Origin of the sequence: Acidovorax sp., assembly GCF_046291265.1 — a bacterium.
Lineage (GTDB): Bacteria > Pseudomonadota > Gammaproteobacteria > Burkholderiales > Burkholderiaceae_C > Acidovorax.
The window spans coordinates 11,789-35,611 of record NZ_JBKBTV010000052.1; the positions used below are offsets into that span (position 1 = coordinate 11,789).

24 protein-coding genes are annotated in these 23,823 nt (G+C 63.3%); 16 read left to right on the forward strand and 8 right to left on the reverse strand.

Annotated features, from left to right (window positions below):
• From arsJ to ACK41V_RS17580, 7 genes are all read left to right on the forward strand, one after another.
• Positions 1-1,311: an organoarsenical effux MFS transporter ArsJ gene (gene arsJ / locus ACK41V_RS17550; protein WP_409784145.1), complete on the forward strand. Its 1,311-nt coding sequence runs from the start codon at positions 1-3 to the stop codon at positions 1,309-1,311.
• Positions 1,308-1,640, forward strand: coding sequence for an ArsR/SmtB family transcription factor (locus ACK41V_RS17555; RefSeq protein WP_409784146.1), 333 nt, complete (start codon positions 1,308-1,310; stop codon positions 1,638-1,640). The genes arsJ and ACK41V_RS17555 overlap by 4 nt, the downstream gene beginning before the upstream one ends.
• Before the next feature lie 53 nt (positions 1,641-1,693).
• Positions 1,694-2,194, forward strand: coding sequence for an arsenate reductase ArsC (locus ACK41V_RS17560; protein WP_409784147.1), 501 nt, complete (start codon positions 1,694-1,696; stop codon positions 2,192-2,194).
• Positions 2,195-2,307: 113 nt separating this feature from the next.
• Positions 2,308-3,318 carry an ACR3 family arsenite efflux transporter gene (gene arsB / locus ACK41V_RS17565; RefSeq protein ID WP_409784149.1) on the forward strand — a complete coding sequence of 337 codons (1,011 nt, stop codon included), beginning with the start codon at positions 2,308-2,310 and terminating at the stop codon, positions 3,316-3,318.
• 71 nt (positions 3,319-3,389) lie between these two features.
• Entirely contained in the window at positions 3,390-4,037 is a 648-nt protein-coding gene (locus ACK41V_RS17570) for a helix-turn-helix domain-containing protein (protein WP_409784150.1), read from the forward strand.
• The gene (locus tag ACK41V_RS17575) at positions 4,034-4,606 is read left to right on the forward strand and encodes a GNAT family N-acetyltransferase (RefSeq protein ID WP_409784152.1); all 573 of its coding nucleotides are present in this window, start codon (positions 4,034-4,036) and stop codon (positions 4,604-4,606) included. The genes ACK41V_RS17570 and ACK41V_RS17575 overlap by 4 nt, the downstream gene beginning before the upstream one ends.
• A gap of 282 nt (positions 4,607-4,888) precedes the next feature.
• Complete coding sequence (locus ACK41V_RS17580; RefSeq protein WP_409784154.1) at positions 4,889-5,755, forward strand: DUF5677 domain-containing protein; 867 nt, start codon at positions 4,889-4,891, stop codon at positions 5,753-5,755.
• Between the two features lie 116 nt (positions 5,756-5,871).
• On the opposite strand, the gene ACK41V_RS17585 is transcribed toward ACK41V_RS17580, so the two are convergent.
• Together ACK41V_RS17585 and ACK41V_RS17590 are read right to left on the reverse strand one after the other, a co-directional pair.
• Entirely contained in the window at positions 5,872-6,486 is a 615-nt protein-coding gene (locus ACK41V_RS17585; protein ID WP_409784155.1) for a DUF1566 domain-containing protein, read from the reverse strand.
• 140 nt (positions 6,487-6,626) lie between these two features.
• A complete protein-coding gene (locus ACK41V_RS17590) occupies positions 6,627-7,544 on the reverse strand; it encodes a LysR substrate-binding domain-containing protein (protein ID WP_409784157.1) in 918 nt (305 codons plus the stop codon).
• A 170-nt stretch (positions 7,545-7,714) separates the two neighbouring features.
• Here ACK41V_RS17590 and ACK41V_RS17595 point away from each other — a divergent pair, with 170 nt between their 5' ends.
• The 7 genes from ACK41V_RS17595 to ACK41V_RS17625 all read left to right on the forward strand — a co-directional run bounded on the left by ACK41V_RS17595 (position 7,715) and on the right by ACK41V_RS17625 (position 13,976).
• Complete coding sequence (locus ACK41V_RS17595) at positions 7,715-8,803, forward strand: tartrate dehydrogenase (RefSeq protein ID WP_409784159.1); 1,089 nt, start codon at positions 7,715-7,717, stop codon at positions 8,801-8,803.
• A 166-nt stretch (positions 8,804-8,969) separates the two neighbouring features.
• Positions 8,970-9,938, forward strand: coding sequence for a Bug family tripartite tricarboxylate transporter substrate binding protein (locus ACK41V_RS17600; protein ID WP_409784188.1), 969 nt, complete (start codon positions 8,970-8,972; stop codon positions 9,936-9,938).
• A gap of 229 nt (positions 9,939-10,167) precedes the next feature.
• On the forward strand, positions 10,168-10,956 hold the full coding sequence (locus tag ACK41V_RS17605) for a GNAT family N-acetyltransferase (RefSeq protein WP_409784160.1): 789 nt from the start codon (positions 10,168-10,170) through the stop codon (positions 10,954-10,956).
• Positions 10,957-10,966: 10 nt separating this feature from the next.
• Entirely contained in the window at positions 10,967-11,308 is a 342-nt protein-coding gene (locus tag ACK41V_RS17610; RefSeq protein ID WP_409784162.1) for a hypothetical protein, read from the forward strand.
• A 227-nt stretch (positions 11,309-11,535) separates the two neighbouring features.
• A complete protein-coding gene (locus ACK41V_RS17615; RefSeq protein WP_409784164.1) occupies positions 11,536-12,858 on the forward strand; it encodes a hemolysin family protein in 1,323 nt (440 codons plus the stop codon).
• Positions 12,855-13,349, forward strand: a complete 495-nt coding sequence (locus ACK41V_RS17620; protein ID WP_409784166.1) for a hypothetical protein — start codon at positions 12,855-12,857, stop codon at positions 13,347-13,349. The genes ACK41V_RS17615 and ACK41V_RS17620 overlap by 4 nt, the downstream gene beginning before the upstream one ends.
• Positions 13,350-13,409: 60 nt before the next feature.
• Positions 13,410-13,976 carry an Rrf2 family transcriptional regulator gene (locus ACK41V_RS17625; protein ID WP_409784168.1) on the forward strand — a complete coding sequence of 189 codons (567 nt, stop codon included), beginning with the start codon at positions 13,410-13,412 and terminating at the stop codon, positions 13,974-13,976.
• A gap of 20 nt (positions 13,977-13,996) precedes the next feature.
• Here the strand turns inward: ACK41V_RS17625 and ACK41V_RS17630 are convergent, their stop codons facing one another.
• The 5 genes from ACK41V_RS17630 to ACK41V_RS17650 all read right to left on the reverse strand — a co-directional run bounded on the left by ACK41V_RS17630 (position 13,997) and on the right by ACK41V_RS17650 (position 21,003).
• Positions 13,997-14,662 carry a methionine ABC transporter permease gene (locus ACK41V_RS17630; protein WP_409784170.1) on the reverse strand — a complete coding sequence of 222 codons (666 nt, stop codon included), beginning with the start codon at positions 14,660-14,662 and terminating at the stop codon, positions 13,997-13,999.
• A gap of 15 nt (positions 14,663-14,677) precedes the next feature.
• Positions 14,678-15,724 carry a methionine ABC transporter ATP-binding protein gene (locus tag ACK41V_RS17635; protein ID WP_409784172.1) on the reverse strand — a complete coding sequence of 349 codons (1,047 nt, stop codon included), beginning with the start codon at positions 15,722-15,724 and terminating at the stop codon, positions 14,678-14,680.
• Positions 15,725-15,887: 163 nt separating this feature from the next.
• Positions 15,888-16,967 (reverse strand): diguanylate cyclase, encoded by a 1,080-nt coding sequence (locus ACK41V_RS17640; protein ID WP_409784174.1) that lies wholly within the window; start codon positions 16,965-16,967, stop codon positions 15,888-15,890.
• A 557-nt stretch (positions 16,968-17,524) separates the two neighbouring features.
• Positions 17,525-19,582, reverse strand: a complete 2,058-nt coding sequence (locus ACK41V_RS17645) for a PAS domain-containing protein (RefSeq protein ID WP_409784176.1) — start codon at positions 19,580-19,582, stop codon at positions 17,525-17,527.
• Between the two features lie 218 nt (positions 19,583-19,800).
• On the reverse strand, positions 19,801-21,003 hold the full coding sequence (locus tag ACK41V_RS17650; RefSeq protein ID WP_409784178.1) for an MFS transporter: 1,203 nt from the start codon (positions 21,001-21,003) through the stop codon (positions 19,801-19,803).
• A 249-nt stretch (positions 21,004-21,252) separates the two neighbouring features.
• On the opposite strand from ACK41V_RS17650, the gene ACK41V_RS17655 reads away from it, so the two are divergent.
• The gene (locus ACK41V_RS17655; protein ID WP_409784180.1) at positions 21,253-21,594 is read left to right on the forward strand and encodes a hypothetical protein; all 342 of its coding nucleotides are present in this window, start codon (positions 21,253-21,255) and stop codon (positions 21,592-21,594) included.
• Positions 21,595-21,869: 275 nt separating this feature from the next.
• On the opposite strand, the gene ACK41V_RS17660 is transcribed toward ACK41V_RS17655, so the two are convergent.
• Complete coding sequence (locus tag ACK41V_RS17660) at positions 21,870-22,859, reverse strand: putative phage abortive infection protein (RefSeq protein ID WP_409784182.1); 990 nt, start codon at positions 22,857-22,859, stop codon at positions 21,870-21,872.
• 71 nt (positions 22,860-22,930) lie between these two features.
• Between ACK41V_RS17660 and ACK41V_RS17665 the strand changes: the two genes are divergently transcribed.
• Positions 22,931-23,632: a serine hydrolase domain-containing protein gene (locus ACK41V_RS17665; protein ID WP_409784184.1), complete on the forward strand. Its 702-nt coding sequence runs from the start codon at positions 22,931-22,933 to the stop codon at positions 23,630-23,632.
• Positions 23,633-23,823: the final 191 nt, after the last annotated feature.

Below are 23,823 nucleotides of genomic sequence, written 5' to 3' on the forward strand. Positions count from 1 at the left end.
ATGGCAAGCAACCCGCCACCCATGTCGCCGCCGCCGGGCAACGCCGCCACGCGCAACTACGCCATCGTCACCGCCGCCTACTGGGGCTTTACGCTGACCGACGGCGCGCTGCGCATGCTGGTGTTGCTGCACTTTTACCGTCTGGGCTATTCGTCGTTCATGCTGGCGTTTCTGTTCTTGCTGTACGAGGCGGCAGGCATTGCCGCCAACCTGATCGGTGGCTGGCTGGCCACGCGCTACGGCATTGCGCGCATGCTGGCCGTGGGGTTGACCACGCAGATCATCGGTTTTGCGCTGCTGTCACTGCTCAACCCCGAATGGACGGCCGCAATGTCGGTGGCGTGGGTGGTCGTGGCGCAGGGTATTTGTGGCGTGGCCAAAGACCTGACAAAAACCGCAAGCAAGTCGGCCATCAAGATCACGGCAGACCAGGCCAAGAATCAAGGTTCTGGCCAGCTCTTCAAATGGGTGGCCTGGTTCACCGGCAGCAAAAACGCCATGAAGGGCGTGGGTTTCTTCCTCGGAGGGCTGCTGCTGGACTTGCTGGGGTTTCGCGGCGCGCTGTGGGCCATGGCGGCGCTGCTGGCCCTGGTGCTGGTGGGCGTGGTGGTGTTTGTGCCGCCTCTCATGGGCAAAGCCAAGGCCTCTAAATCGGCCAAGGAGCTGTTTGCCAAAAGCCCCGCCATCAACCTGCTGGCCGCCGCGCGCGTGGCGCTGTTTGGGGCACGCGATGTGTGGTTTGTGGTGGGCGTGCCGGTGTTCTTGTATGCATCGGGCTGGACGTTCACCATGGTGGGCGGCTTTCTGGCGGCCTGGACCATCGGCTATGGCCTGGTGCAGGCGCTGGCGCCCAACATCGTCCAACGCAGCGCCGACGGACTGAGCGCCGAGGTACCCGCTGCGCGCTGGTGGTCTGGCGCGCTGGCCGTAGTGCCCGCGGCACTGGCCGTGGTGGTCTACCTGAAAGTGCCCCACCTGGAGTGGGTGGTGGTAGCGGGGCTAGCCGTGTTCGGCTTTGCATTCGCCATCAACTCGTCCGTGCACTCGTACCTCATCCTGGCCTATGCGGGCAGCGAGAAAGCGGCGGAAGACGTGGGCTTTTATTACGCGGCGAACGCAGCGGGCCGCTTCATGGGCACGCTGCTGTCGGGGCTGCTGTACCAATGGGGTGGGTTGCTGTATGCACTGATCGGGTCGGCCGTGATGCTGGTCATCTGCTGGCTGGTCACCCTGGCACTGCCCGTGGTGCGCACCGCGCGCACCGTGACCGAATCCACCGCCCCCACATCCCCCACCGGAGACACCGCATGACCGACACCGAAGCCGTACAAGCCCTGGCCGCGCTGGCGCAGGAATCGCGCCTGCGCGCGTTTCGCCTGCTGGTGGTGGCGGGCCCGCAGGGTGCCACGCCCAGCCAGATGGCCGAGGCGCTCGGGGTCTCACCCACATCGCTGTCGTTTCACCTCAAAGAGCTGACCCACGCCGGGCTGATCACACAAGAGCGCGATGGCCGCAACCTGATCTACCGCACCCACATCGACGCGATGAACAACCTGCTTGGCTTTTTGACAGCCAACTGCTGCCAGGGCGAGCCCTGCCTGGACGTCACCGCCACATCCGTGCAATGCACCACCTGCTGATTCGCTGATCCGCTGACCTACCGACAACCCACTGCAAGAAAGAAAGACCTCTCATGTCTTATCGCGTCTTCAACGTCCTCTTCATCTGCACCGCCAACTCGGCGCGCAGCATCATGGCCGAGGCCATCCTGAACCAGCTGGGCGCCGGGCGCTATCGCGCCTACAGCGCGGGCAGCCAGCCCGCGGGTCGCGTGAACCCCTATGCGGTAGAGCTGCTGCAGCGCAACCGCTTTCGCACCGACAGCCTGCGCAGCAAGAACTGGGAAGAGTTCGCTCAGCCCGACGCGCCCGCCATGGACTTTGTGCTCACCGTTTGCGACAACGCCGCGGGCGAGGTCTGCCCCGTGTGGCCCGGCCAGCCCATGTCCGCCCACTGGGGCGTGCCCGACCCCGCAGCCGCGCAGGGCACCGAAGAAGAAAAGCAGCGCGCCTTCAGCGACGCCTTCATCACGCTCAACCGCCGCATCACCATCTTTCTGGCCCTGCCGTTTGACAAGCTCGACAAGCTGTCGCTGCAGAGCGAACTGCACCGCATTGGCACCGAAAAGGACTGAGGCCAGCCACAGATTGCGGTCACTCGAACCCGGGGCCTGGCTGCATCGCGCTGCCAGGCCTTCTGCCTTTCCGTTTTGCAACCAAACCAACAACACAACAACAAGGATTCACCATGGGATTGTTTGAACGTTTCCTCAGCCTCTGGGTGGCCCTGGGCATCCTCGCCGGTGTCGGCCTGGGCCTGGCGGTGCCGGGCTTGTTCCAGGCCGTGGCGACGCTGGAGCTTGCACACGTCAACCTGGTGGTGGCCGTGTTCATCTGGGTGATGATCTACCCCATGATGATCCAGATCGACTGGACCGCAATCAAAAGTGTGGGCCAAAAACCCCAGGGCCTCATGCTGACGCTGGTGGTGAATTGGCTCATCAAGCCCTTCACCATGGCCGCGCTGGGCGTTCTGTTCTTTCAATACCTCTTTGCGCTGTGGGTCGACCCGCAATCGGCCAGCGAGTACATCGCGGGCATGATTTTGCTGGGGGTGGCGCCGTGCACCGCCATGGTGTTTGTGTGGAGCCAGCTCGTCAAAGGCGACGCCAACTACACGCTGGTACAGGTGTCGGTCAACGACATCGTCATGGTGTTTGCGTTTGCGCCCCTCGCCGCTTTTTTGCTGGGCGTGACCAACGTCACCGTGCCATGGCAAACCCTGGTGCTTTCCACCATCTTGTACGTGGTGCTGCCGCTGGCCGCGGGCATAGTCACCCGCCACCTGTTGCAACAAAAATCCGCGCACGCGGTGGCTGACTTCGTCGCCCGCCTCAAGCCCTGGTCGGTGGTGGGGCTCATCGCCACCGTGGTGCTGCTGTTCGGGTTTCAGGCAGGCACCATCGTCAACAAGCCGCTGGTGATCGTGCTCATCGCCATCCCGCTCATCCTGCAGACCTACGGCATTTTCTTCATCACCTGGGCGGGTGCGCGGTGGCTGAAGCTGCCGCACAACGTGGCAGGGCCCGCGTGCCTGATCGGCACCTCCAACTTTTTCGAGCTGGCCGTGGCGGTGGCGATATCGCTGTTTGGCCTCAACTCGGGCGCCGCACTGGCCACGGTGGTGGGCGTGCTGGTGGAGGTGCCGGTGATGCTGTCGCTGGTGGCCATCGTGAACGCGTGGCGGCCGCGGGGGTAAACCTGCAACGCTTGCGCGGAGAATCACCTTAATCTAGTTTAATGGATTCAAATATCCATTAAACTGGATAAATGGACATCAACACCCGCATCGCCACCCGCTTGCGCAACCTGCGCGACGCCCGTGGATATTCGCTCGGCACACTGGCTGAGCGCAGCGGCGTCAGCCGCTCCAACATTTCACTCATAGAGCGCGGCCACAGCAGCCCGACAGCCGTGGTGCTCGACAAACTGGCCATCGGCCTGGGCGTGGCACTGGCCTCGTTCTTTGACGACACCAGCGCAGCCACGCAACCGCCCTCTCCGTTGATCCGTGTGGCCGATCAGCCCGTGTGGCAAGACCCTGCATCGGGCTACGTGCGTAGGCAACTTTCGCCCCCGGCCCGCTCCGCATTGCAGCTGGTGGACGTGGTGTTCCCACCCGGCCAGCGCGTGGCGCTGGAATCGGCCGTGCAAGACGCCCACATCCACCAGCAGGTCTGGATGATCGAAGGCTCCATGGAAATCACCGTGGGCGACACGCCTTGGCTGCTCAACGCGGGGGACTGCCTGTCCATGCAACTGAACCAGCCCATCGGGTTCCACAACCCCACCCACACCACTGCGCGCTACCTCGTGGCACTGGCCACGCTCGCGCCACAGGGCTTTGCGCCGCGCATGGCTTCGCACCCCGCACCCAACGCTCCAACAAAGCCCCGCAAAACACGGAGAGCCTCATGACCTTAGCGCTGCACGCTTCCCCACCCTCTCGCACCAACGGCCCTCACCCCACAGTCACCGTCCGCCGCCTCGGCCCCCAAGAAGCCGCCACCAACATAGACGCCCTGGCGGACGTGTTGATCGACTGTGTGCAAGGCGGCGCCTCCGTCAGCTTCATGTGGCCCCTGCCGCGCGACAAAGCGCTTGCCTTCTGGCGCGGCGTGGCAGAGGGCGTGGCGCGCAACGAGCGCGTTCTGCTGGTCGCCGTAGACGCAGCGGGCCAGATCGTAGGCACCGTGCAACTCATCACCGCCATGCCCGACAACCAGCCCCACCGCGCCGACGTGGCCAAGATGCTCGTCCACCGCAAGGACCGCCGCCAAGGCATCGCCCAGCAATTGATGGCGGCCGTAGACGACACAGCACGCGCTGAGGGCAAGACGGTGCTGGTGCTGGATACAGTGACCGGCGGTGACGCCGAGCGCCTGTACACCCGCGCAGGCTGGCAGCGCGTGGGCGAGGTGCCGGACTACGCGCTGATGCCGGATGGGGCGTTGTGTGGGACGACGTTTTTTTGCAGACGCTTTTGATGAGCGGTGGTGAAGAACCACGACCGACCGAAGTGGCATGCATGGGGCAGACCTGGGTGGAAGACTGAAGGCCTGACGGCGAGTTCTAACGATTGGCTGGACTGGACTCAAAGGCGACGGGGAGACCCACCACCGGAGCGGTCGGTGATTTCACTGCCCGGCTGCTCGCAGGCCTGCACCGTGCCTGTTGAGGGCCACGGCTCCACTCGCTTGCAAGCTATAGTTTGCGCAGTTAAAGCTGGCCGGGAATTTTTAACCGTCGTATAGACCCACTCATAGCCCATGGAAGAAATCAGCGCAATTCTTAAGAAGTACGACGAAGACTACGTTCGTCAGAACTTTGTCGATACGAAGTCTGTCAACGAGTTTGCGCTTTACTTCTACAGAGACGCCGCAGAAATCTATGACTCAATAACACGGGTTCGAAACGTCGAACGCAATCCAAACGGATTCGATCTAAATGACGCCCCAATACTTGGACTCCTAGTAAAGATCTGGAAGCTTCTCAAAGAAGTACTTAACTACTACGAACAAGACAACGCAGAGATCATCAGCGTTCTCGAACGGCCTCTCATTGAAGCATCTGTAATTTCTACCTACCTTCTTAAAGGCGACCCCTCCGTCATCGAGGACTACAGAAAGTGTTCGTACAAAGATCGCCTTCGAATCCTGCGTGATCTAGAGGAAGGATCGCCGTTCTTTGGAACGAAAGCAGGCAACCGCCTCCTGCAGTCAGTGCAGGAGAAGATGCTGAACGAAGGGTTGACTGCAGACGACTTCGATACGCAGAAGAAGAATCGCTGGAAAGTTCAGGGAAAGACCTTCTATGACATCTTCTCAACGATGGAGAACGAGAAGCTTTATGCCTGCACATACGGAATGATGTCTGAGTCAATCCACGGCTCCTGGAATGAGTCTATGGACTACTGCCTTGCCCGCAATGCCGACTCCACTTACTCAGCCTATCCATTCTTTCAACCCGCCGACATTCGCTTTGTTTCTCCAACCCTGCGCTTCGCGAATCGACCGTTCAAGCTGTGGCTAGAAAGAATCGACGCTGCCGAACCGGGTCTCATTGAGGCGCTCGACTGGATCGATCGCGTAAACACGTCACTATTCAGAAAGTTCGACGAGGCGTACGACGGCTAGCCCTTCCCGTCGAGATGGGACTTCCGATGGCTATCGCACTTGGTCGCCTCTCATGTCAAATGCTGAACGTCCGTTTTCATTGTCAGTTCTTGGCCAACGACTGCCTCGCCTCCCCCTCACCGCAACTCAAGCGGCCGCACCAGCCGCACCGGCAACTTGCTCCCTCGCGCCACGTCGCCACGCGCTTCGCCGGTGGACAGGCTCACGGCCCAGCCGTTGAGCAGGGCCATCTGGCCTGCGCTGTCGCCTTCGCGGTCCTGGCGGATGGTGTTGTAGTTGTATGGGTTGGCGGCCCGCAGACCACTGACATTGGCGGTGGAGGACCAGTACCAAAGGTCTGGCGCGGCGGGGAAGAAGCGGGTGTTGAGGCCCGGGGGATTTTCCGTTTTGTCCACCAGCCGTTGCAGCTCTGCTGCGCGGGGCAGCCGCCAAGCAATGCCCTCCGCCTTCCAGCGGCTGGCTGCGAGTGCCGTGGCTTCGGCGCGGTCAAGCAGCAGGGGTTTGCCGGTGCAGGTCTTGCCAGTCCATTGCATGCCCTCCACGCAGCGCGGCCAGGCCAGCCCGGCGCGCAGGTCGTGCACGGTGGCTCCGTCGGGCGACAAGGTCCAGTCGGGAGATGCCGACACCGATGCGGATTTAGATGCCGATGGCTGGGCGATGGCCAGTATCGGCACTGAAACGACGGTGCATGCCCACAAGAAGTGGCGCGAAGAGCGAGCGAGTGTTTTCATGGGCAAAGAGCGCGGTGGTAGTGCGCGAGTTGTGCGGTGGCTGCGCCCCTATGGCGCTTTGGTTCAGGGCCGCAAAAGCAGAACACCACCACACCCTACCGCAGTTGAGGCTCTGCGACTGCACCCACATCAAGAGATCTTCACGGTGTGCTGCCCGCCAGCGCCTCTGCCAGAAAGCCCACGAAAGCCTGCACCCGGGTCGAAAACTGGTGCCGCTGGGGGTAGACCGCATACACGTCGGCTGCGGGGGTTTGGTACTGCGGCAGCACGGGCTCCAGCAGCCCTTGCGCCAGGTGGCGGTTCACGTCCCATTCGGCGCGCATCACGATGCCATGGCCTTGCAGCGCCCACAGCACGGCAATCTCGCCGTCGTTGGTGGTCAGGTTGCCGGTGATCTTGATGGACTCGGTGTGGGCCTTGCTGCCGCGCCCGGTGGTCAGGCGCCACAGGCCATAGGCCTCGTCGCCCTGGCGAATGCCGATGCAGTGGTGGGCCATGAGGTCGCGCGGCACGCGGGGCCTGCCGTGGCGCTCCAGGTAGGCAGGGGCTGCGCACAACACGCGCCGGTTGGGGGCGATGCGCCGGGCGATCACCCGGCCATCGGGCGGCTCGCCAAAACGCACGCACACGTCGTAAGCGTCGTCGGTGATGGGTGGCGGGTGCACCGACAGCTGCAGCTGCACATCCACCTCGGGGTACTGGCGCACAAAGTCGGAGATCACGGGGGCGATGTGCATGCGGCCAAAACCCAATGTGGCGTTCACGCGCAGCAGGCCCTTGGGGCTGGCCTTGGACTGCGCGATGAGTTCATCCAGCGCATCAATCTCGCGCAGGATACGGCGCGCGTGCTCCAGCAGCATTTCGCCCTCGGGCGTCAGGCTCATGCGGCGGGTAGTGCGGTTGATGAGCACCACACCCAGGCGGCGCTCCATCTGCGCCAGATGCTTGCTGACCGCGGCGGTGGAGACCCCCATTTCGCGCCCGGCAGCGCTCAGGCTGGGGCTGGCCGCCAACGCCGAAAAAAAGCCCAGTTCTGCAGGTTGGATGGTGGAACTCATCATCGATTCAGTATTAACTGCAAGTTAACGATGGATTCACTCTAGCGCCGTTCTGGGGGAGCGTCCAGGCCTAAAGTTGTGCTCACCGTTTGTCATCCGCTTCGATTCTTTCGGTCCGCAGTCCCTCTGCAGACCTTTTCACCGACGCCTCCACCCACACAGACATCTGCATGAAAACCTATCAAATCGCCACCATCCCTGGAGACGGTATCGGCAAAGAGGTCGTCCCGGCCGGCCAGCGCGTTCTGGAGGCCCTGTCGGCCCGCCAACCGCACCTGCACTTTGCTTTTGAAAACTTCGGCTGGGGCGGCGACTGGTACCGCGCGCACGGCGTGATGATGCCGGCCGATGGCCTGGATGCCTTGCGCGGCAAAGACGCCATCCTGTTCGGCTCGGCGGGCGACCCCGACATTCCGGACCACATCACCCTGTGGGGCCTGCGACTGAAGATCTGCCAGGGGTTTGACCAATACGCCAACGTGCGGCCCACACGCATCCTGCCGGGCATCGACGGCCCGCTCAAGCGCTGCGGCCCGAACGATCTGGACTGGGTCATCGTGCGCGAAAACTCCGAGGGCGAATACTCCGGCGTGGGCGGCCGGGTGCACCAGGGCCACCCCATCGAGGCAGCCACCGATGTGTCCATCATGACCCGGGTGGGGGTGGAGCGCATCCTGCGCTACGCCTTCCGCCTGGCGCAATCGCGCCCCCGCAAGCTGCTCACCGTCATCACCAAAAGCAACGCCCAGCGCCATGCGATGGTGATGTGGGACGAGATTGCCGCGCAGGTGTCTGCCGAGTTCCCCGACGTGAAGTGGGACAAGGAACTGGTGGACGCCGCCACGGCCCGCATGGTCAACCGCCCCGCCACACTCGACACCATTGTTGCCACCAACCTGCATGCCGACATCCTCAGCGACTTGGCCGCCGCACTAGCGGGCAGCCTGGGTATTGCGCCCACCGGCAACATCGACCCCGAGCGCCGCTACCCCAGCATGTTCGAGCCCATCCACGGCTCGGCGTTCGACATCATGGGCAAGGGCCTGGCCAACCCCATTGGCACCTTCTGGTCGGTGGTGATGCTGCTGGAGCACCTGGGCGAGATGGATGCGGCCCAGGCGGTGATGCAGGCCATTGAACAAGTCACCGCCAACCCCGCCCTGCACACCCGCGACCTGGGCGGCACCGCCACCACAGCGCAGGTGACGGATGCCGTGTGCGCGCTGGTGGGCAGCACCACCCTGCGCAAAGTCGCCTGAGCCCGGCGGCTCCCACACAAAGCCGCCAAGGTCGCCCAGGTCGCAAAGACCCCCCGCCGCGCCAAGACCCCAGCGAACAAAAAACACAACGGAGACAACCACCATGCACCACAACCCCCTGCCCCGCAGCAGCGCCATCGCCCAGCCGTTGCGCCGCCACCACCTGATGACCCTGGCCCTTGTGGCTGCCGCAGCCGCGGGGGCGTGCCTGTGGCCTGGCACAACGGCCCACGCGCAGGCCTGGCCCGCCAAGCCCGTGACCATCGTCGTGCCGTTTGCGGCGGGCGGCACCACCGATGTGCTGGCCCGCGCTTTGGGCGAAAAGCTCAGCACGGCGCTGGGCCAGCCCGTGATTGTGGAAAACCGGGGCGGCGCGGGCGCCACCATTGGTGCCGACTACGTGGCCAAATCGCCTGCCGACGGCTACACGCTGCTGATGGGCGCGGTGCACCACACCATTGCCACCAGCGTTTACAAAAAGCTCAGCTACGACTTTCAAAAGAGCTTTGCTCCCATCACCACCGTGGCCCTGGTGCCCAACGTGCTGACCGTGAGCGCCACCACCCCAGCCAAAGATGTGAAGGAGCTGGTGGCGCTGATCAAAGCCGCGCCCGGCAAGTTCTCGTATGGCTCCAACGGCGCGGGCACGGCCCAGCACCTGATCGGCACGCAGTTCTCCACCGCCATCGGCAGCCCGCTGCTGCACGTGCCCTACAAGGGCAGCGGCCCGCTCACCACCGATCTGCTGGGCGGCCAGGTGTCGATGTCGTTCGACACCGTCACGCCCGTGCTGCCACACATCAAGGGAGGCAAGTTGCGCGCGCTGGCGGTGACCACGGCCAAGCGTTCGTCCGCGCTGCCCGATGTGCCCACGCTGCAAGAAAGCGGCTTTGCCGGGTTTGACCTCGGCACCTGGTTTGGCATTCTGGCCCCCGCCAACACGCCCGCTGACGTGGTGGCCAAGCTGAACGCCGAGATGGTCAAGGTGATTCAGTCGCCCGACTTCAAGAAGCGCATGCAGGACATCGGCGCAGAGACCATCGGCAACACACCGGCGCAGATGGCCGAGCAGATTGCCAGCGACACGGCACGCTTTGCCAAGCTGGTGGCAGACAACAAGATTACGACCGACTGATGGTGTGATGCAGCAGGACAAGGACTGCTGCCGCCTTAATGCTATTGATGCCCTCGACACATAAAATATGAGTCAAAATGGCCTCTAGCGCTTATCCATAAAGCGCTAGCAGCTATATTTTCAATAGCATTTCACAAAATGTTCGCAGCCATTGGTCGTCCCCTGCCGGGCGGCACATGCGCAGTGGGCGGCGTTGGAGGGCTGTGTTGGCGGGTTGTATAACGCAGCCATGACCGACGCCGCCGCACCTCACGCCCTGGCACCCGCTGCCGCCCCCATCGCACTCATCCGCGCGCTCGAAGAGCGTGCGTTCAACGCCTGGCCCGCGCACCAGACCGTGTTTCACCGAGGGTGGGTGTTTCGGCTGTCGGGCGGCTATACCAAACGCGCCAATTCGGTGAACGCGCTGGTGCCCGGGGCGCCGTTTGACGGCGTGCGCGAGGCGGCGATGGCCCTGTATGCGCGGCATGGGCTGCCCACGGTGTTCCGGCTGTCGCCCCTGGCGCCGCCCGAGGCAGACCAGGAACTGGCGGACGCCGGGTATCAGCACTTTGACCCATCCGTGGTGCTGCACCGGTCGCTGGCCGGGCTCGCAAAGCCCGATGGCAGCACCACCGTGATGCCCACCGCGTCGGACGCATGGCTGGATGGATTTGCCACTGCCAACGCCGTGGCGCTGCACCACCGCGCCCTGCACCGCACCATGGTGCAAGCCATTGCCCATCCCACCGCCTTTGCGGTGCAGCACGCACAGGGCCAGCCCGTGGGGTTTGGCCTGGCGGTGCTGGAGCGCGGCGCCGTGGGCTTGTACGACCTGGCCGTGGCCCCGCAGCACCGGGGCTTGGGGCGAGGCCAGGCACTGGTAGAGGCCTTGCTGCACTGGGCCGCAGAAGCCGGCGCCACATCGGCCTACCTGCAGGTGCGAGCGCAGAACACCGCTGCGCTGCGCTTGTATGAAGGCATGGGGTTCAAGGCTGCATATGGCTACCACTATCGGGTGCCAGGGGGGTCCCTATAACTCCGCCACCATGCTCCGGCGCTTTCTCGCGGTTTTGATCCTCCACTTTCTGCTGTGCGTAGGGTTTTCTGCTGCGGGTTTGAATCCAGCGGTCTTTGGCGCCCATGGGCCAGAAGTGACCGCACAGGGCGCCCCGGGTGGCCCCGCAGCACCGGGGGTGCTTTCGGACGCAGACGATCACGCCTTGATGGACGAGAAGGGTGATCTTCCAGATCAGCTGGAACCCCACCCGCTGGCCAGTGCGGGGGCCGTTCATTCGGTAGATTCCGTTCCCCACCCGGTCAACCGGTCTCTCTCTGCGGTGGTCGATCCACCCCACAAACCGCCGAAGACCTCAGGCTCCTTGGCCTGACCGTGCCCGACCCCGCCTGATCGCCTGATCGCTTTCAGGCGCACATCGCGCGCAAGGCGCCCACCTCACACACCTGCACCTTCTCCTGAAGGTCTGCGCAGCCCTTGGCAACCGTCTGCTCAGGGCGTGCGCGCTGTCTCTGCCCTTCCGTATCTCCCCGGTAACTGCGCCCTGACTCCATTGGAAATCCGTGGAGGCGCCCTTACCCAAAACACAAAAAATCCATCATGGAAATTGCCATACTGTTTGCCCTCATCCTTCTCAACGGCCTGTTTGCCATGTCGGAGATCGCCCTGGTCACCGCCCGCAAAGCCCGGCTGCAGAAACTGATTGATGAGGGCGATAGCGGCGCCGCCGCCGCCGTGAAGCTGGGCGAAGACCCCACGCGTTTTCTCTCCACCATCCAGATCGGCATCACGTCGATTGGCGTCCTGAACGGTATTGTGGGCGAGGCCGCACTGGCTGGCCCCCTGGCGCTGTGGCTGGAATCTCTGGGCGTGCCCATGCCGTTTGGCAGCTATGCAGCCACCGGGCTGGTGGTGGTGCTGATCACGTACTTCTCCATCGTGGTGGGCGAACTGGTACCCAAACGCATCGGGCAGTCCTACCCCGAGACCTTTGCGCGGCTGGTGGCACGGCCCATCAACTTTCTGGCCATTGCCACCAAGCCATTTGTGCTGCTGCTGTCCACCTCCACGCGCACCTTGCTGCGCCTGATGGGTGTGAAGGAAACCAGTGGCAGCCCGGTGACGGAAGAAGAGATCCACGCCATGCTGGTCGAAGGGACCACCGCCGGTGTGATCGAGTCGCACGAGCACACCATGGTGCGCAACGTGTTCCGGCTGGACGACCGGCAGATCGGCTCGCTGATGGTGCCGCGCGGGGATGTGGTGTGCCTGGACCTGGAAGAGTCTCTGGAAGAAAACCTGCGCCGCATTGAGACGTCAGACCATGCAAGGTTCCCCGTCGTCAAAGGGGGCCTGGAGAACCTTGTAGGCGTGATCAACGCACGCCAGTGGCTGTCCCGCACGCTGCGTGATAGGGCGCATGGTCTGGCCGACCAGCCGCTGCAACAAGCGCTGTATGTGCCCGAGACGATCACCGGCATGGAACTGCTGGACAACTTTCGGTTGTCCGACGTGCACATGGCGTTTGTCATCGACGAGTACGGCGAGGTGCAGGGCATCGTCACGCTGCAGGACTTGATCGAGGCCATCACGGGTGAGTTCCAGCCGCGCGATCCAGAAACTTCATGGGCCTTTCAGCGCGAAGACGGCAGCTGGCTGCTGGACGGCCATATCCCTGTGCCCGAGCTGAAAGACCGCCTGAACCTGGACGCCGTGCCGGAGGAAGAGCGCGGCAGGTACCACACCCTCAGTGGCATGGTGATGCTGCTCACCGGCACCTTGCCCAAGGTGACCGACACCGTGGAATGGGAAGGCTGGCGGCTCGAAGTGGTGGACATGGACGGCAAGACCATCGACAAGATCCTGGCCACGCGCGTGCCCGAGCCAGAGGCGCTGCAGGTCCTCACAGAGGCTTCGTCGTGAAGCTCCACCCGCCCTCCCTTTTTCCTCTGCCATTCGCCTGCCGCAACGGCCCGCTGCAGCACTGGCGGCTTGCATTTGCGGTGCTGGCGGTCGCTGTGGGCGCCGCCTGCACGGACGGCTACCCCACCCAAGACGCACCCGCCCTCGACCTGCTCGACATGACCCAACACCAGCGCCTGGCGCAAATGAATGCGCTGGGGAGTGATGCCCATCCCGACCGGCAATGGAGCTACGACCTGTTGCCTGGATGTGTCCTGCGCATTGACTTTGATGGCAAAGTCGGCCCCCGCGCTGCGATGGAAATTCCCCTGCTGAGGGCGACCGTGAAGGTCGCCACCGACAAAGCAGACGGCACATTTGACGTGGAAGTCAAAACCACCAACCCCGCAGCACAGGGCGAGATCACGGTGCTGGAGGCCCAGGAATGGGCGCAGGCCATCGGCATGTCGAGAATCCTGCGCGTTGTGGAGAAGGGGTGTGCAGATGAATAACGCGCACCCCGACCACCGACCAACAGGCTCATTGCCTCAGCACACCCAGGAGAGCCCCGCATGCGCCTGACCACACGAAGCCGGTATGCGCTGGTGGCCATTGCAGACGTCGCCCTGCGCGGCAGCCACGGCCCCATTGCGCTGTCCACCATCGGCGAGCGCCATGGCATTTCGCTGTCGTACCTGGAGATGCTGTTCAGCGCACTGCGCCGCGCAGGGCTGGTTGCCAGCACCCGCGGGCCCGGCGGCGGATATTCGCTGGGCCGCAGCGCGTGCGACATCACCGTAGCCGACATCGTCCTGGCCTCAGAACAGGGCAAAAACGGGCAACTCGCTCCCGATCACGACACCATGACCGCCCACCAGGGTGCCATGACGCATGCGCTATGGCAGGCCTTCAACCAGGCGGTGGTAGACCACCTCAGCTCCGTCACTCTGGCCGATGTAGTGGCCACGCAGGTCGCGGCGGCATACGTTGCCGACGGCAATCTCGCATCGGCTGCAGCACCCCAAACTCCATCTTCACCCACACCACCTGATCGATCCCATCGCCCCAAAGGACAACTTCCGCGCGATGGCGTTCCGAACTCGGTGTTTGCGCTGGGGTCCGCGGTGCGGGCAAGGTAGCAGTCGCGGGCCGTGCACGCCTACCGGTGGCTCAACCTGCGCACCGCCCAGTCGCCCAAGCTCTGCACCGCCTGCACGAAGAAGATCAGCACCAGCACCACGGCCAGCATGATCTCGGGCAGAAAGCGCTGATAGCCGTAGCGGATGCCCAGGTCGCCCAGACCGCCGCCGCCAATGGCACCGGCCATGGCCGAGTAGCCGGTGAGGCTGACGAAGGTGATGGTCAGGCCCGCCACGATGCCAGGCAATGCCTCGGGCAGCAGCACCTTCCAGACGATCTGGCTGGTGGTGGCGCCCATGGCCTGGGCGGCTTCGATGAGGCCTTGGTCCACCTCGCGCAGCGCGGCTTCGACCAGGCGGGCCACAAACGGGGCGGCGGCAATGGTCAGCGGCACCACGGCGGCGGCGGTGCCGATGGACGAGCCGGTGATGAAGCGCGTGAACGGGATGATGGCCACCAGCAGGATGATGAAAGGCGTGGAACGCACGGCGTTGACCAGCCAGCCCACCAGCTTGTTGACGGGGCCGTTTTCGAGCACGCCGCCATGGTCCGTCAGGCGCAGGAACACGCCCAGCGGCACACCCAGCAGACCGCCCACCAAGCCAGAGATGCCAACCATGACCAGCGTCTCCCACAACGAAGACGCAAACAGATCCAGCATGGCCGGAGTGAAGTTATCCAACATGATTTCTTGTCCTTCTCAGCCTGCCACGGCCACTTCTTGCACCGCAACGCCACCCGCTCGCAAGTGCGCCACGGCGCCGCGCAGGCGATCGGCCTCTCCGCTGGCGTACACGGCCAGCGAGCCAAAGGTTTCGTCCTGGATCTCGTCCACCTGGCCGTGCAGGATGCTCATGTCCACGCCAAACTCGCGGATCAGCTGCGACAGGATGGGCTGGTAGGCGCTGTCACCCGCGTACGACAGGCGCAGCAGTTGCCCAGTGCGCCCCGCATCCAACTGGCCTGCGAGCTTGCGCACATGGCCGAGCACGCTGGCGGGCAGCTCTTGCGGCAGGATCTCGTCGATCAGGCTCTTGGTAATGGCTTGCTGCGGGCGCGTGAACACGTCCAGCACCCGGCCCTGCTCCACGATGCGGCCCGCTTCGATCACGGCCACGCGGTCGGCCACCTGTTTGATGACCTGCATCTGGTGGGTGATGAGCACCACCGTCAGGCCCAGCTCGCGGTTGACCTGGCGCAGCAGGTCGAGGATGGAGCGGGTGGTTTCCGGGTCCAGCGCCGATGTGGCTTCGTCGCTCAGCAGCACCTTGGGGCGGCTGGCGAGGGCGCGCGCAATGCCCACACGCTGCTTTTGCCCGCCGCTGATTTGCGCGGGGTAGCGGTCGGCCAGGGCCGACAGGCCCACCAGTTCGAGCAGCGGGTTCACGCGCTCGCGGATGGCGGCTTTGCTCATGCCCGCCAGCTCCAGCGGCAGTGCGGCGTTGTCGAATACGGTGCGCGACGACAGCAGGTTGAAGTGCTGAAAGACCATGCCGATCTCGCGGCGGGCCTCGCGCAGTTGGGCTTCGTTGAGCTGCGTCAGGTCGCGCCCGCCCACAAAAACCTGGCCCGTGGTGGGCCGGTTCAGCAGGTTGATGACCCGCACCAGCGAGCTTTTGCCCGCGCCGCTCTTGCCGATGATGCCGAACACTTCGCCCGGGTTGATGTGCAGGTCGATGCCGCGCAGGGCCTCGACCGGGCCTTGTGAGCCCTGGTAGGTTTGGGTGATACCCCGTAAGTCGATCATGAAAAGAAAAGGGCCGCCACACGCCAGGTAGCGTGCGTTCGGCCCAGAAGACACAAAGATGGGTGACTTTACTATTCCGCCATAAAGAATCAAAACAATAAAAAATAAAGTAATAAGACAACAAAGTTATTTAGAACTTACGCGCCTATTCATTGCACGTTGCTCACATCACGACTGCGGGCACCAAATTGCCCATCACCACCTGGTTGCGACCCGCCTGCTTGGCGCGATACAGCGCCTCGTCAGCAGCAGAAAGCAGCGCTTCCAGCGAAACCGGCATGCTAGGTGCATGCGCCGTGCCTATGCTGACGGTGGTGACGAGCTGGGTTCCATCGAGCAGTGACGTGACCTGGGTTGCGCACGCATCACAGATGCGCTGCGCCACAGCCTGCGCAGCCGCTGGCGTCGCGTCGGGCAGCAGCACTGCAAACTCTTCCCCACCCAAGCGCCCGATCACATCCGAATCGCGCAAACAACGGCTTGCCAACTGCGCAAACCCTGCCAGCACCTGGTCGCCAGCGGCATGGCCATGCAAGTCGTTGACCCGCTTGAAGTGGTCGATGTCCAGCATCAGCGCCACAAACGGTCGATCGCGCCCGGTCGCACCGTGCAACAGCCCTTCCGCGCGATCCATGAAGCCTGCCCGGTTGAGCACACCGGTCAGGCGGTCATGCGACGCCGCATGCTGCAACTGGCTCAGCAACTCATTGCGCGCCGCCATCACACTCGCCACCGCCAGCGGCGCCAGCACCATCAACGCCACACCAATGCGAAACGACTGCAAGGCATGCCGCGCATCAAAATCCGACCCCAGATGGAGGTACCCCACTGACACGGCCATCAGCGTCCACACGCTGCACAGCAGGGTCAGCACGGCCGTCACAAAAAGGCTGTAGACCAGCGCGCACCACAACAGCCCCGGCACCAGATAGGAGATGGCTCCCGGGCCGCTGATGACCAGGCCAAGCAACCCACCCAACAACAGGGTGAGCACAGGTGCTACCAACAACCAATTGATGCTGCGCAACTCTCTGCGGCGCTGGTTGCGCGGTGGCAGGCGCCACCGCGGCATGGTCAGTATCACAGGCAGTATCACGAGGTAGTCGACCAACTCAGAGGTAAACCAGATCAAAAGCCCGTCTGCAGCTGTTCCGCCAAAAATCAACGGATTGATCACCATCCCCATCAACCCTGCCGCCAGCGAAGCCGCGGCAACAATCACAACAAAGTAGACAACTGACAAGGGCTGCCTCAACCGCCGATGATTCAACGACACCCGCGAAAAAAGCAGGTATCCCACCGCAACACCCGCGATGTTTGCCAAGGACAGCAACCCTGCTTTGAGCAACGTTCCACCCATGCACATGTCTGCCAGGACGAAAGCCGCAACGGCAGCGATCCATGCAGGGAGCCGAGCCGACTCGGGACGGCGCACCAGCACACCCAGCAAAACGGCATTGGCCGGCCAGAACGCCGCTAACGCCCCCGATGGCCGGGTCAAAATTCCCAAAAGAGCGAAAACAAACACCAATGCGCCGATCAGCAGTGCATCCAGCCAAACACGGCTAGATACAGATGCCCCGTCTGCGGCGAAAGGACGGGATGGTGCTGACTCGTCTGTCATACGGTCCTCCAGGCAACAAGATGCGGCATTGCACCGTGGGTTTGACCTGACCGATTTAGTTATATGAGAGAAACAACGGACAGCGGGCTCGCACATACCCTCTTGATTCTGGAAAACAGGCGGGGCAGGTCTATCGCAAGGAAGCGCCCACCGCTACAAACTGGCAACCGCGCCCGTCAGCGCCCCTGCCCCATCACCCCGTGCACCTTGGCCACCAGGGCCTGCGCGTCAAACGGCTTGACCAATAACTCCATGTGCGCGCCCAAAAACCGCGGCGTCATGGCGGCCTGTTCGGCGTAGCCGGTCATCAGGATGATCTTGATGGCCGGAAACGTCTCGCGGGCGTAGTCGGCCACCTGGCGGCCGTTGGGGCCGGGCAGGCCCACGTCGGACACCAGCAGGTCAAAGTGCACAGCACCCGACAACAAGGCCATGGCGGCGCTGCCGGTGGCAGCCTCCATCACCTGAAAACCCATGTCCCGCAGCAGCTCCACGGCCAACATGCGCACGGTGTCGTCGTCTTCCACCACCAAAATCGAATCGGGGCGGCGTGCACCCGTCAGCGGGGTCAAGGCCTCGGCCGGTGCGGCCTCGGCCTCTGCGTGCTTCGACCGCATGAAGTAAAGCGCCACCGCCGTGCCCTGCCCCACCGCGCTGTCCAGCACGGCAATGCCGCCCGACTGGCGCATGAAGCCGTAAATCATCGACAAACCCAGCCCCGTGCCCTGCCCCAGCGGCTTGGTGGTGAAAAATGGGTCGAACGCGCGCGCAATCACGTCGCCCGTCATGCCGGTGCCGGTGTCGCGCACGGTGATGCACACATAGTCGCCCGGCTCCAGCCCGGGGATGGATGCCACCATGGCGGCGTCTGCCTGCACGTTGTCGGCAGAGATGTGCAGCCCGCCGCCACAGGGCATGGCGTCGCGTGCGTTGATGGCCAGGTTGACCACGGCGCTCTCAAACTGGTTGGCATCGGTCAGCGCGGGCCACAGGCCTTGGGGCAACTCAAGTTGCAGGGCAATGTTCTCGCCGCAGGTGGTTTTAAGCATGGATTCGAGCCCACGCAGCGACGCACCCAGGTCCACCGGGCGCGAGTCCAGCGGCTGCCTGCGCGAAAAAGCCAGCAGCCGCTGTGTGAGCCCCGCCGCGCGTTTGGCGGCAGCCAGGCCCGCCTCGATGTAGCGCCCCACCTCGTCGTGCCGCCCCTGCGCCATGCGCTGGCGAATGATCTGCAGCGGCAGCACGATGCCCTGCAGCATGTTGTTGAAGTCGTGCGCAATCCCGCCGGTCAACTGGCCCACGGCCTCCATCTTCTGGCTTTGGCGCAGACGCTCTTCGGCGTTGCGCAGGGCTTCTTCGCGCACGTGTTCGTCGGTGGTGTCGCGGCCCACAGCCTGCACAAAGCCGTCACTGGGCACGGCGGTCCAGGCGATCCAGCGTTCACCGCCATCGCGGTGGCGGTAGCGCGCCACAATCTGGCGGCGCTCGGGCTCGATGGCCAGCTGCGCCATGGCGCTGGCCACCTGCTGCATGTCGTCAGCGTGGGCAAACGCGGCCATGGGGTGGCCCACGGTTTCATCCTCCGACCAGCCCAGGGTGGCTGTCCACGCGGGGTTGACGGCGGTGATCGCACCGTCAAAGCGGGCCACCAGCAGCACGTCTTCAGACAGCTGCCACAGCCGGTTGCGGTCGGCGGTGCGCTGGGCCACTTGTTGTTCCAGCGACGCCGCCACATCGCGCCACTGGCGCAGCGCATGGAACTTGCTGGTGGTTTCGACCACCGTGTTGACCATGCCCTTCACATCGCCCGCCTCGTCGCGCAGCGGGCCGTAGCAGAAGGTGAAGTACGCCAGCTCTGGCTGGCCGTGGCGGGTGGTCTCCAGCTCAAAGTCTTCGATGAAGGTGGCCTCGCCCGCATAAGCCTTGTCCACCAGCGGCTTGAGGGTGGGCCAGGCTTCGCTCCACACCTCGGCCAGCGGGCGGCCCAGGCCCTCGGGCTTGCTGCCCATCAAGGGGCGGTAAGCGTCGTTGTAAAACATGGTGTGCTCTGGCCCCCAGATCAAGCACGACGGGAAGCGCGATGACAGCATGGTTTCGACCGCAAACCGCAGCACGGCGGGCCACTGCGCGATGGGCCCCAGCGGTGTGCCCGCCCAGTCGTAGCTGCGCACCTTGGCGCTCATCGGGCCGTCGGCGCGGGGGAAGGTTGGCGATGCGGGCACAGAAGGGTTCATGTTCAAAGGATGGCCCAGCAGAGCAAAAACCGGTTCAAAGACAGCCCGCCAAGCCACACGCGGGCCGACAGACGCCACGCGCACATCAGCCCAAGGGGGTTGCGGCGCACTCGGAGTGGACCGAGTCTACAGGTGAAGATGGAGCCAAAAGGTAGGACAACGCAGTGTGCAAACCCCGCCGCACCGTGCCCAGCGCGTGCACCCACCCCGGCCAACCCCTACGTAGCGGCGACCGCCCCCCGCGCCTGCACCCGCCGCGAAATCACAAACCCCAGCGCCAGCACCCCCAGCGCTGCGGCAGAAAACACCGGCGGCAGCCAGCCCCGGTCCACGCTGAACGCCACCACCAGCACGCCCGCCGACTGCCCCAGAAACAGCAGGCAGGCAAACAAGGTCACCGCCGTGCCGCGCGCCTCGGGCGCCATCTGCGTGGCCTGCACCTGCAAGGTGTTGTGCAACATATAAAACCCCAGGCCCGCACAAAAACAGCCCAGTACCGCCCACGCCACCGCGGGTGCCCAGGCCAGCGCCAGCAGCCCGGTGGCAATCAGCGTGGCCCCCGTCAACGCCAGGCCTTGTTCGCCCAGCGCCGCCAGCCAGCGCCGCGCAAACACGCTGTAGATCAGCCCGCCCACGCCATACAGCACCATCACACCGCCTGCAGCCGACGCCGACAGCCCAAACCCATCCACCATGCGCGCGGGCACAAACGCCAGCGTGCCAAAGGCCAGTGCGCCTTCAATGGCCACCACCGCCAGCACCCAGCGCACACGCGCAATGCGCAGCAGCGCCGCCGTGCCCGCAAGGTAGGCCCGCAAAGAAAACGCCGCCCCACCGCCCGCACCCGCTGGGGCCTGCAGCACCCCCGCAGCCCGCGCATGGCGGAACAGCAACACCGCCGCCACGGCAAACATCACCGCCAGCACCCCCAGCGCCGTGCGCCAGCCCAGCGTTTCGGTGGCAAAGCCGCCAAACCACTGCCCGGCCATCATCCCGGTGACCGTGGCCACCATCAGCCGCGCCAGGGTTTCTTGCCGCTGCTCGTACGCCACCTGGTCGCCAATCCACGCCATCGACAGCGGAATGATCCCGGCGGCCGCCGCCCCCATGGCCGCGCGCGACACCACCAGCACGGTGAACGTGGGCGCCAGCGCCGTGATGGCGCTGAACACCGCGCAGGCTGACGTGGCACCCACGATGACGTGCACCTTGCCCAGCCGGTCGCCCAGGGGGCCATACACCAGTTGCAATACACCGTAGGCGACGGCAAACGCTGCAATCACCGCAGCGGCATCGCCCGTGGTCACGCTGAACTCTTGCGACAGCTCCACCAGCATCGGGTCACACACACGCATGGACGCCATGCTGCAAAAGGCCGCCAGGCCAATCAGGCGCAGCATCGTCGAGGGAGAAGAAGTCATAGGCGCCCGATTGTGGCGGCCCCGGCGCGATGCTGCTGGCGCCGCGGCGCATGCCCCGCAACGGACGACCGCGTGCAGCCCTGCCAATGATCTGGGTGGCAAGCCGCGCGCTTGCGTGCATGGGCTACTTCGCGGGTGAGCGGCTGCCGGGGCCTGCGTCCGAACTGGCCTTTGCTCACAAAATGCTCATCTTTATATAGCTACTAGCGCTTATCCAATAAGCGCTACAGCCACTTTTTACTAAAATAATTGCCCCAACCCCGCGCGTGGTGCCCTGCACGCGGCGTGCAAGACCCTGCGGTGGTCGCCATCCGCCTGGCCGAAGTGCCCCGCATCGTGCTAGCATCGCCCGCCCTCATGGCCAGCCAGCCCTCACAGCAAGCCACGCCGCAGCACGCACAGGATTTGAAAGACCTGCCCTGGCTGGCGCTGAGCACCTTCTACCAGCGCGAGGTGACCTTGACCCACCAGCACACTGGCGAGGCGTGCACCTTCGCCATCAACCCCCGCCTGGCCACCGACAGCCTGTACGCCCTGCGCAGCGCCTGCCACCCTGGGCGTGGGCATTTCATCGGCGTGGGTCGTGGATGAGGATTTACGGGCGGGCGATTTGCTGCATTTGGTGCCCACTTGGCAGGCCCCGCCGCTGCCGGTGTATCTAGTGTACCCGTATGCGCGGTTTTGTCCGGTGCGGTTGAGGTTGTTTTTGAAGGCGACGCCGGGGTTAGTGGGGATGCGGGGGTGAGTTGAGCGAACGGCAGTTGTCGGCCAGGAGCAGCCTGCAGCGGCAGATGAAAGCGGACGCCCAACGTTCGAGTTCAGAGGATGCCAACAAGGCGCGCTCTGCGCGCCTTCCTCTGGAATTGCTAGGCATCAATGGGCAACTGCACGGGGTTAGTTCCGAATGCGCCTCGATACTTCTGAACTGCCATCCCTGTTGTCGGCATTTCATGTAGGTATTCAGTGATGGACTCTGCGTTGGCAAGTACAAGGTCATTGCCCGCCGCTCGAAAAAAATCACCCTTGAATTCGAGTGGTAGGTGTTCCAGCATTCGATATCTCACAAGGAGATTTCTGAACTCACCAGAGTCAACCATCCGCGGGCGACAGTTTAGAAATAGTAGCGCGAGCTCTCCCGAGGAAAGCTGAGAACGCAATATGCCTGCGTACTTTTCCTTTTCCTTCTGCTCTAAATTTTCATATCTATCGACGAGTTTCAAAGCTTGATAGAGATTTCGAAAGTAGTGCCCAAGCACGTAGTTGTGCTTCTTCTGCAGGAACTCGTACTGGGAAAAAGATTGCTCATGAGTTGCGCTTCTATTCCGCAGCTCGGTAATCACGGCATTGAACACCGCACGACCAGAGACCGACTCCTTCCGGGGGAGACTCACCCCTGCCAAGCGCAACGCATCCGCCGTCGAGTCTGGAGGGAAGATGTTCGGATCAAAAGTCAGCCCACTGACGATTTCATGGTGAAGATCGAGCGCATTAAAAAATGTGTTCTCAACCGCTTGGGTGTTTAGGGCAACCGCAGTTTTTGAGTATTCCACACGCGCAAGGCGTAACTCCATCCGCTGGATCACGATCGTGATGATCAGGCCGAAAAACGTCAGAAACGTGAAAATTGGATTGAGCATTCCCCCAAAGAAGTCCCCGAACGGACCGAGCTTCGATTCGCTCGTGAGGCCGAAAATAAGATCCAATGCAAGAATGAAGACCACCGCACCACTCGCGATTAAAAGTGCAAAGAAGAGCGGTCGCAGGAGATTTTCGTTAGCTTCGACCGCGGCTTCATCATTCACATCATCGATGAATAGTCGCTTGAACGCAGAGTAGAAATAATTTAGCGGGTACATAAAATGTCAGCCAAAGGGAAATTGATGCCTAACGTAATTTGGACCGCAAAACCTGCAGGATAAAATGGATAGTGCGGATATTCTGGACACTGATTTCTCCTGGAAGTGGCTTGCAGAGTAGGTTTGCAAGGGATGGCCTGTTAAAGCGTCCAAGTATAAAAACTTCGCAAAACCCGGCAGGCGTCAACTCGGCAAACTATAGCTCCCCAGTCGCGGGCTCGTTTTGGTACTACAACAACTGGGACTTCAGCGCGCTGAACACGGTGTACGAGGCGCGCACCAAAACCAGCATCTACACCGCATTTGCCCAGCGCCTGGCACAGCCGCTGCAGATGCAAGACTGGCGTGCGCAGGACGGCAGCTACTACACCGGCAAGGAGTCCATACACGCGGCCTACCCCATGCACATGTCGGCCCGCGACCTGGCCCGGTTTGGGCTGCTGTACCTGAGGGGTGGCCAGTGGGCTGGCAAACAAGTGGTGCCCGCCGACTGGGTGCGCCAAAGCCTGCAACCGCACTCCGACACTGGGGCCGACGGCGGCTACGGCTACCTGTGGTGGGTGTCGGTGGACGGGCGCCACCTGCCCCACATCCGCGTGCCCGCAGGCACCTTCTCGGCCCAAGGGTGGGGTGGGCACATGGTGGTGGTGGTGCCCGCCTATGACCTGGTGGTGGTGCACCGCGTGAACACCGATGTATCGACCCAGGAGGTCAGCGACGCGCAGTTTGCGCGGCTGCTGCAGATGATTCTGGACGCGCGCGTTTCGCAGTAGCCTGCAGTAGCCCGCTGCGGGTTGATGGGAATCAGTTCTAAATTGATAGCTGGTAGCGCTTATGGATAAAGCGCTAGAGGCCAATTTGACTGATTAACTACACCTCTCAGATGGGAACATCAGCCTTTGCACCAGCAGCGGCGCTGTGGGTTGACTCCCTCTCCCCTCGCGGGAGAGGGTTGGGGAGAGGG

What these genes read in the sequence shown, in the direction of transcription:
- arsJ (WP_409784145.1), top strand. Translation starts at nt 1, where the DNA reads ATGGCAAGCAACCCGCCACCCATGTCGCCGCCGCCGGGCAACGCCGCC.
- ACK41V_RS17615 (WP_409784164.1), top strand. Translation starts at nt 11,536, where the DNA reads ATGGAAATTGCCATACTGTTTGCCCTCATCCTTCTCAACGGCCTGTTT.
- ACK41V_RS17645 (WP_409784176.1), bottom strand. Translation starts at nt 19,582, where the DNA reads ATGAACCCTTCTGTGCCCGCATCGCCAACCTTCCCCCGCGCCGACGGC.
- ACK41V_RS17580 (WP_409784154.1), top strand. Translation starts at nt 4,889, where the DNA reads ATGGAAGAAATCAGCGCAATTCTTAAGAAGTACGACGAAGACTACGTT.
- ACK41V_RS17595 (WP_409784159.1), top strand. Translation starts at nt 7,715, where the DNA reads ATGAAAACCTATCAAATCGCCACCATCCCTGGAGACGGTATCGGCAAA.
- ACK41V_RS17560 (WP_409784147.1), top strand. Translation starts at nt 1,694, where the DNA reads ATGTCTTATCGCGTCTTCAACGTCCTCTTCATCTGCACCGCCAACTCG.
- ACK41V_RS17575 (WP_409784152.1), top strand. Translation starts at nt 4,034, where the DNA reads ATGACCTTAGCGCTGCACGCTTCCCCACCCTCTCGCACCAACGGCCCT.
- ACK41V_RS17650 (WP_409784178.1), bottom strand. Translation starts at nt 21,003, where the DNA reads ATGACTTCTTCTCCCTCGACGATGCTGCGCCTGATTGGCCTGGCGGCC.
- arsB (WP_409784149.1), top strand. Translation starts at nt 2,308, where the DNA reads ATGGGATTGTTTGAACGTTTCCTCAGCCTCTGGGTGGCCCTGGGCATC.
- ACK41V_RS17635 (WP_409784172.1), bottom strand. Translation starts at nt 15,724, where the DNA reads ATGATCGACTTACGGGGTATCACCCAAACCTACCAGGGCTCACAAGGC.
- ACK41V_RS17590 (WP_409784157.1), bottom strand. Translation starts at nt 7,544, where the DNA reads ATGAGTTCCACCATCCAACCTGCAGAACTGGGCTTTTTTTCGGCGTTG.
- ACK41V_RS17555 (WP_409784146.1), top strand. Translation starts at nt 1,308, where the DNA reads ATGACCGACACCGAAGCCGTACAAGCCCTGGCCGCGCTGGCGCAGGAA.
- ACK41V_RS17605 (WP_409784160.1), top strand. Translation starts at nt 10,168, where the DNA reads ATGACCGACGCCGCCGCACCTCACGCCCTGGCACCCGCTGCCGCCCCC.
- ACK41V_RS17570 (WP_409784150.1), top strand. Translation starts at nt 3,390, where the DNA reads ATGGACATCAACACCCGCATCGCCACCCGCTTGCGCAACCTGCGCGAC.
- ACK41V_RS17625 (WP_409784168.1), top strand. Translation starts at nt 13,410, where the DNA reads ATGCGCCTGACCACACGAAGCCGGTATGCGCTGGTGGCCATTGCAGAC.
- ACK41V_RS17610 (WP_409784162.1), top strand. Translation starts at nt 10,967, where the DNA reads ATGCTCCGGCGCTTTCTCGCGGTTTTGATCCTCCACTTTCTGCTGTGC.
- ACK41V_RS17630 (WP_409784170.1), bottom strand. Translation starts at nt 14,662, where the DNA reads ATGTTGGATAACTTCACTCCGGCCATGCTGGATCTGTTTGCGTCTTCG.
- ACK41V_RS17660 (WP_409784182.1), bottom strand. Translation starts at nt 22,859, where the DNA reads ATGTACCCGCTAAATTATTTCTACTCTGCGTTCAAGCGACTATTCATC.
- ACK41V_RS17600 (WP_409784188.1), top strand. Translation starts at nt 8,970, where the DNA reads ATGACCCTGGCCCTTGTGGCTGCCGCAGCCGCGGGGGCGTGCCTGTGG.
- ACK41V_RS17585 (WP_409784155.1), bottom strand. Translation starts at nt 6,486, where the DNA reads ATGAAAACACTCGCTCGCTCTTCGCGCCACTTCTTGTGGGCATGCACC.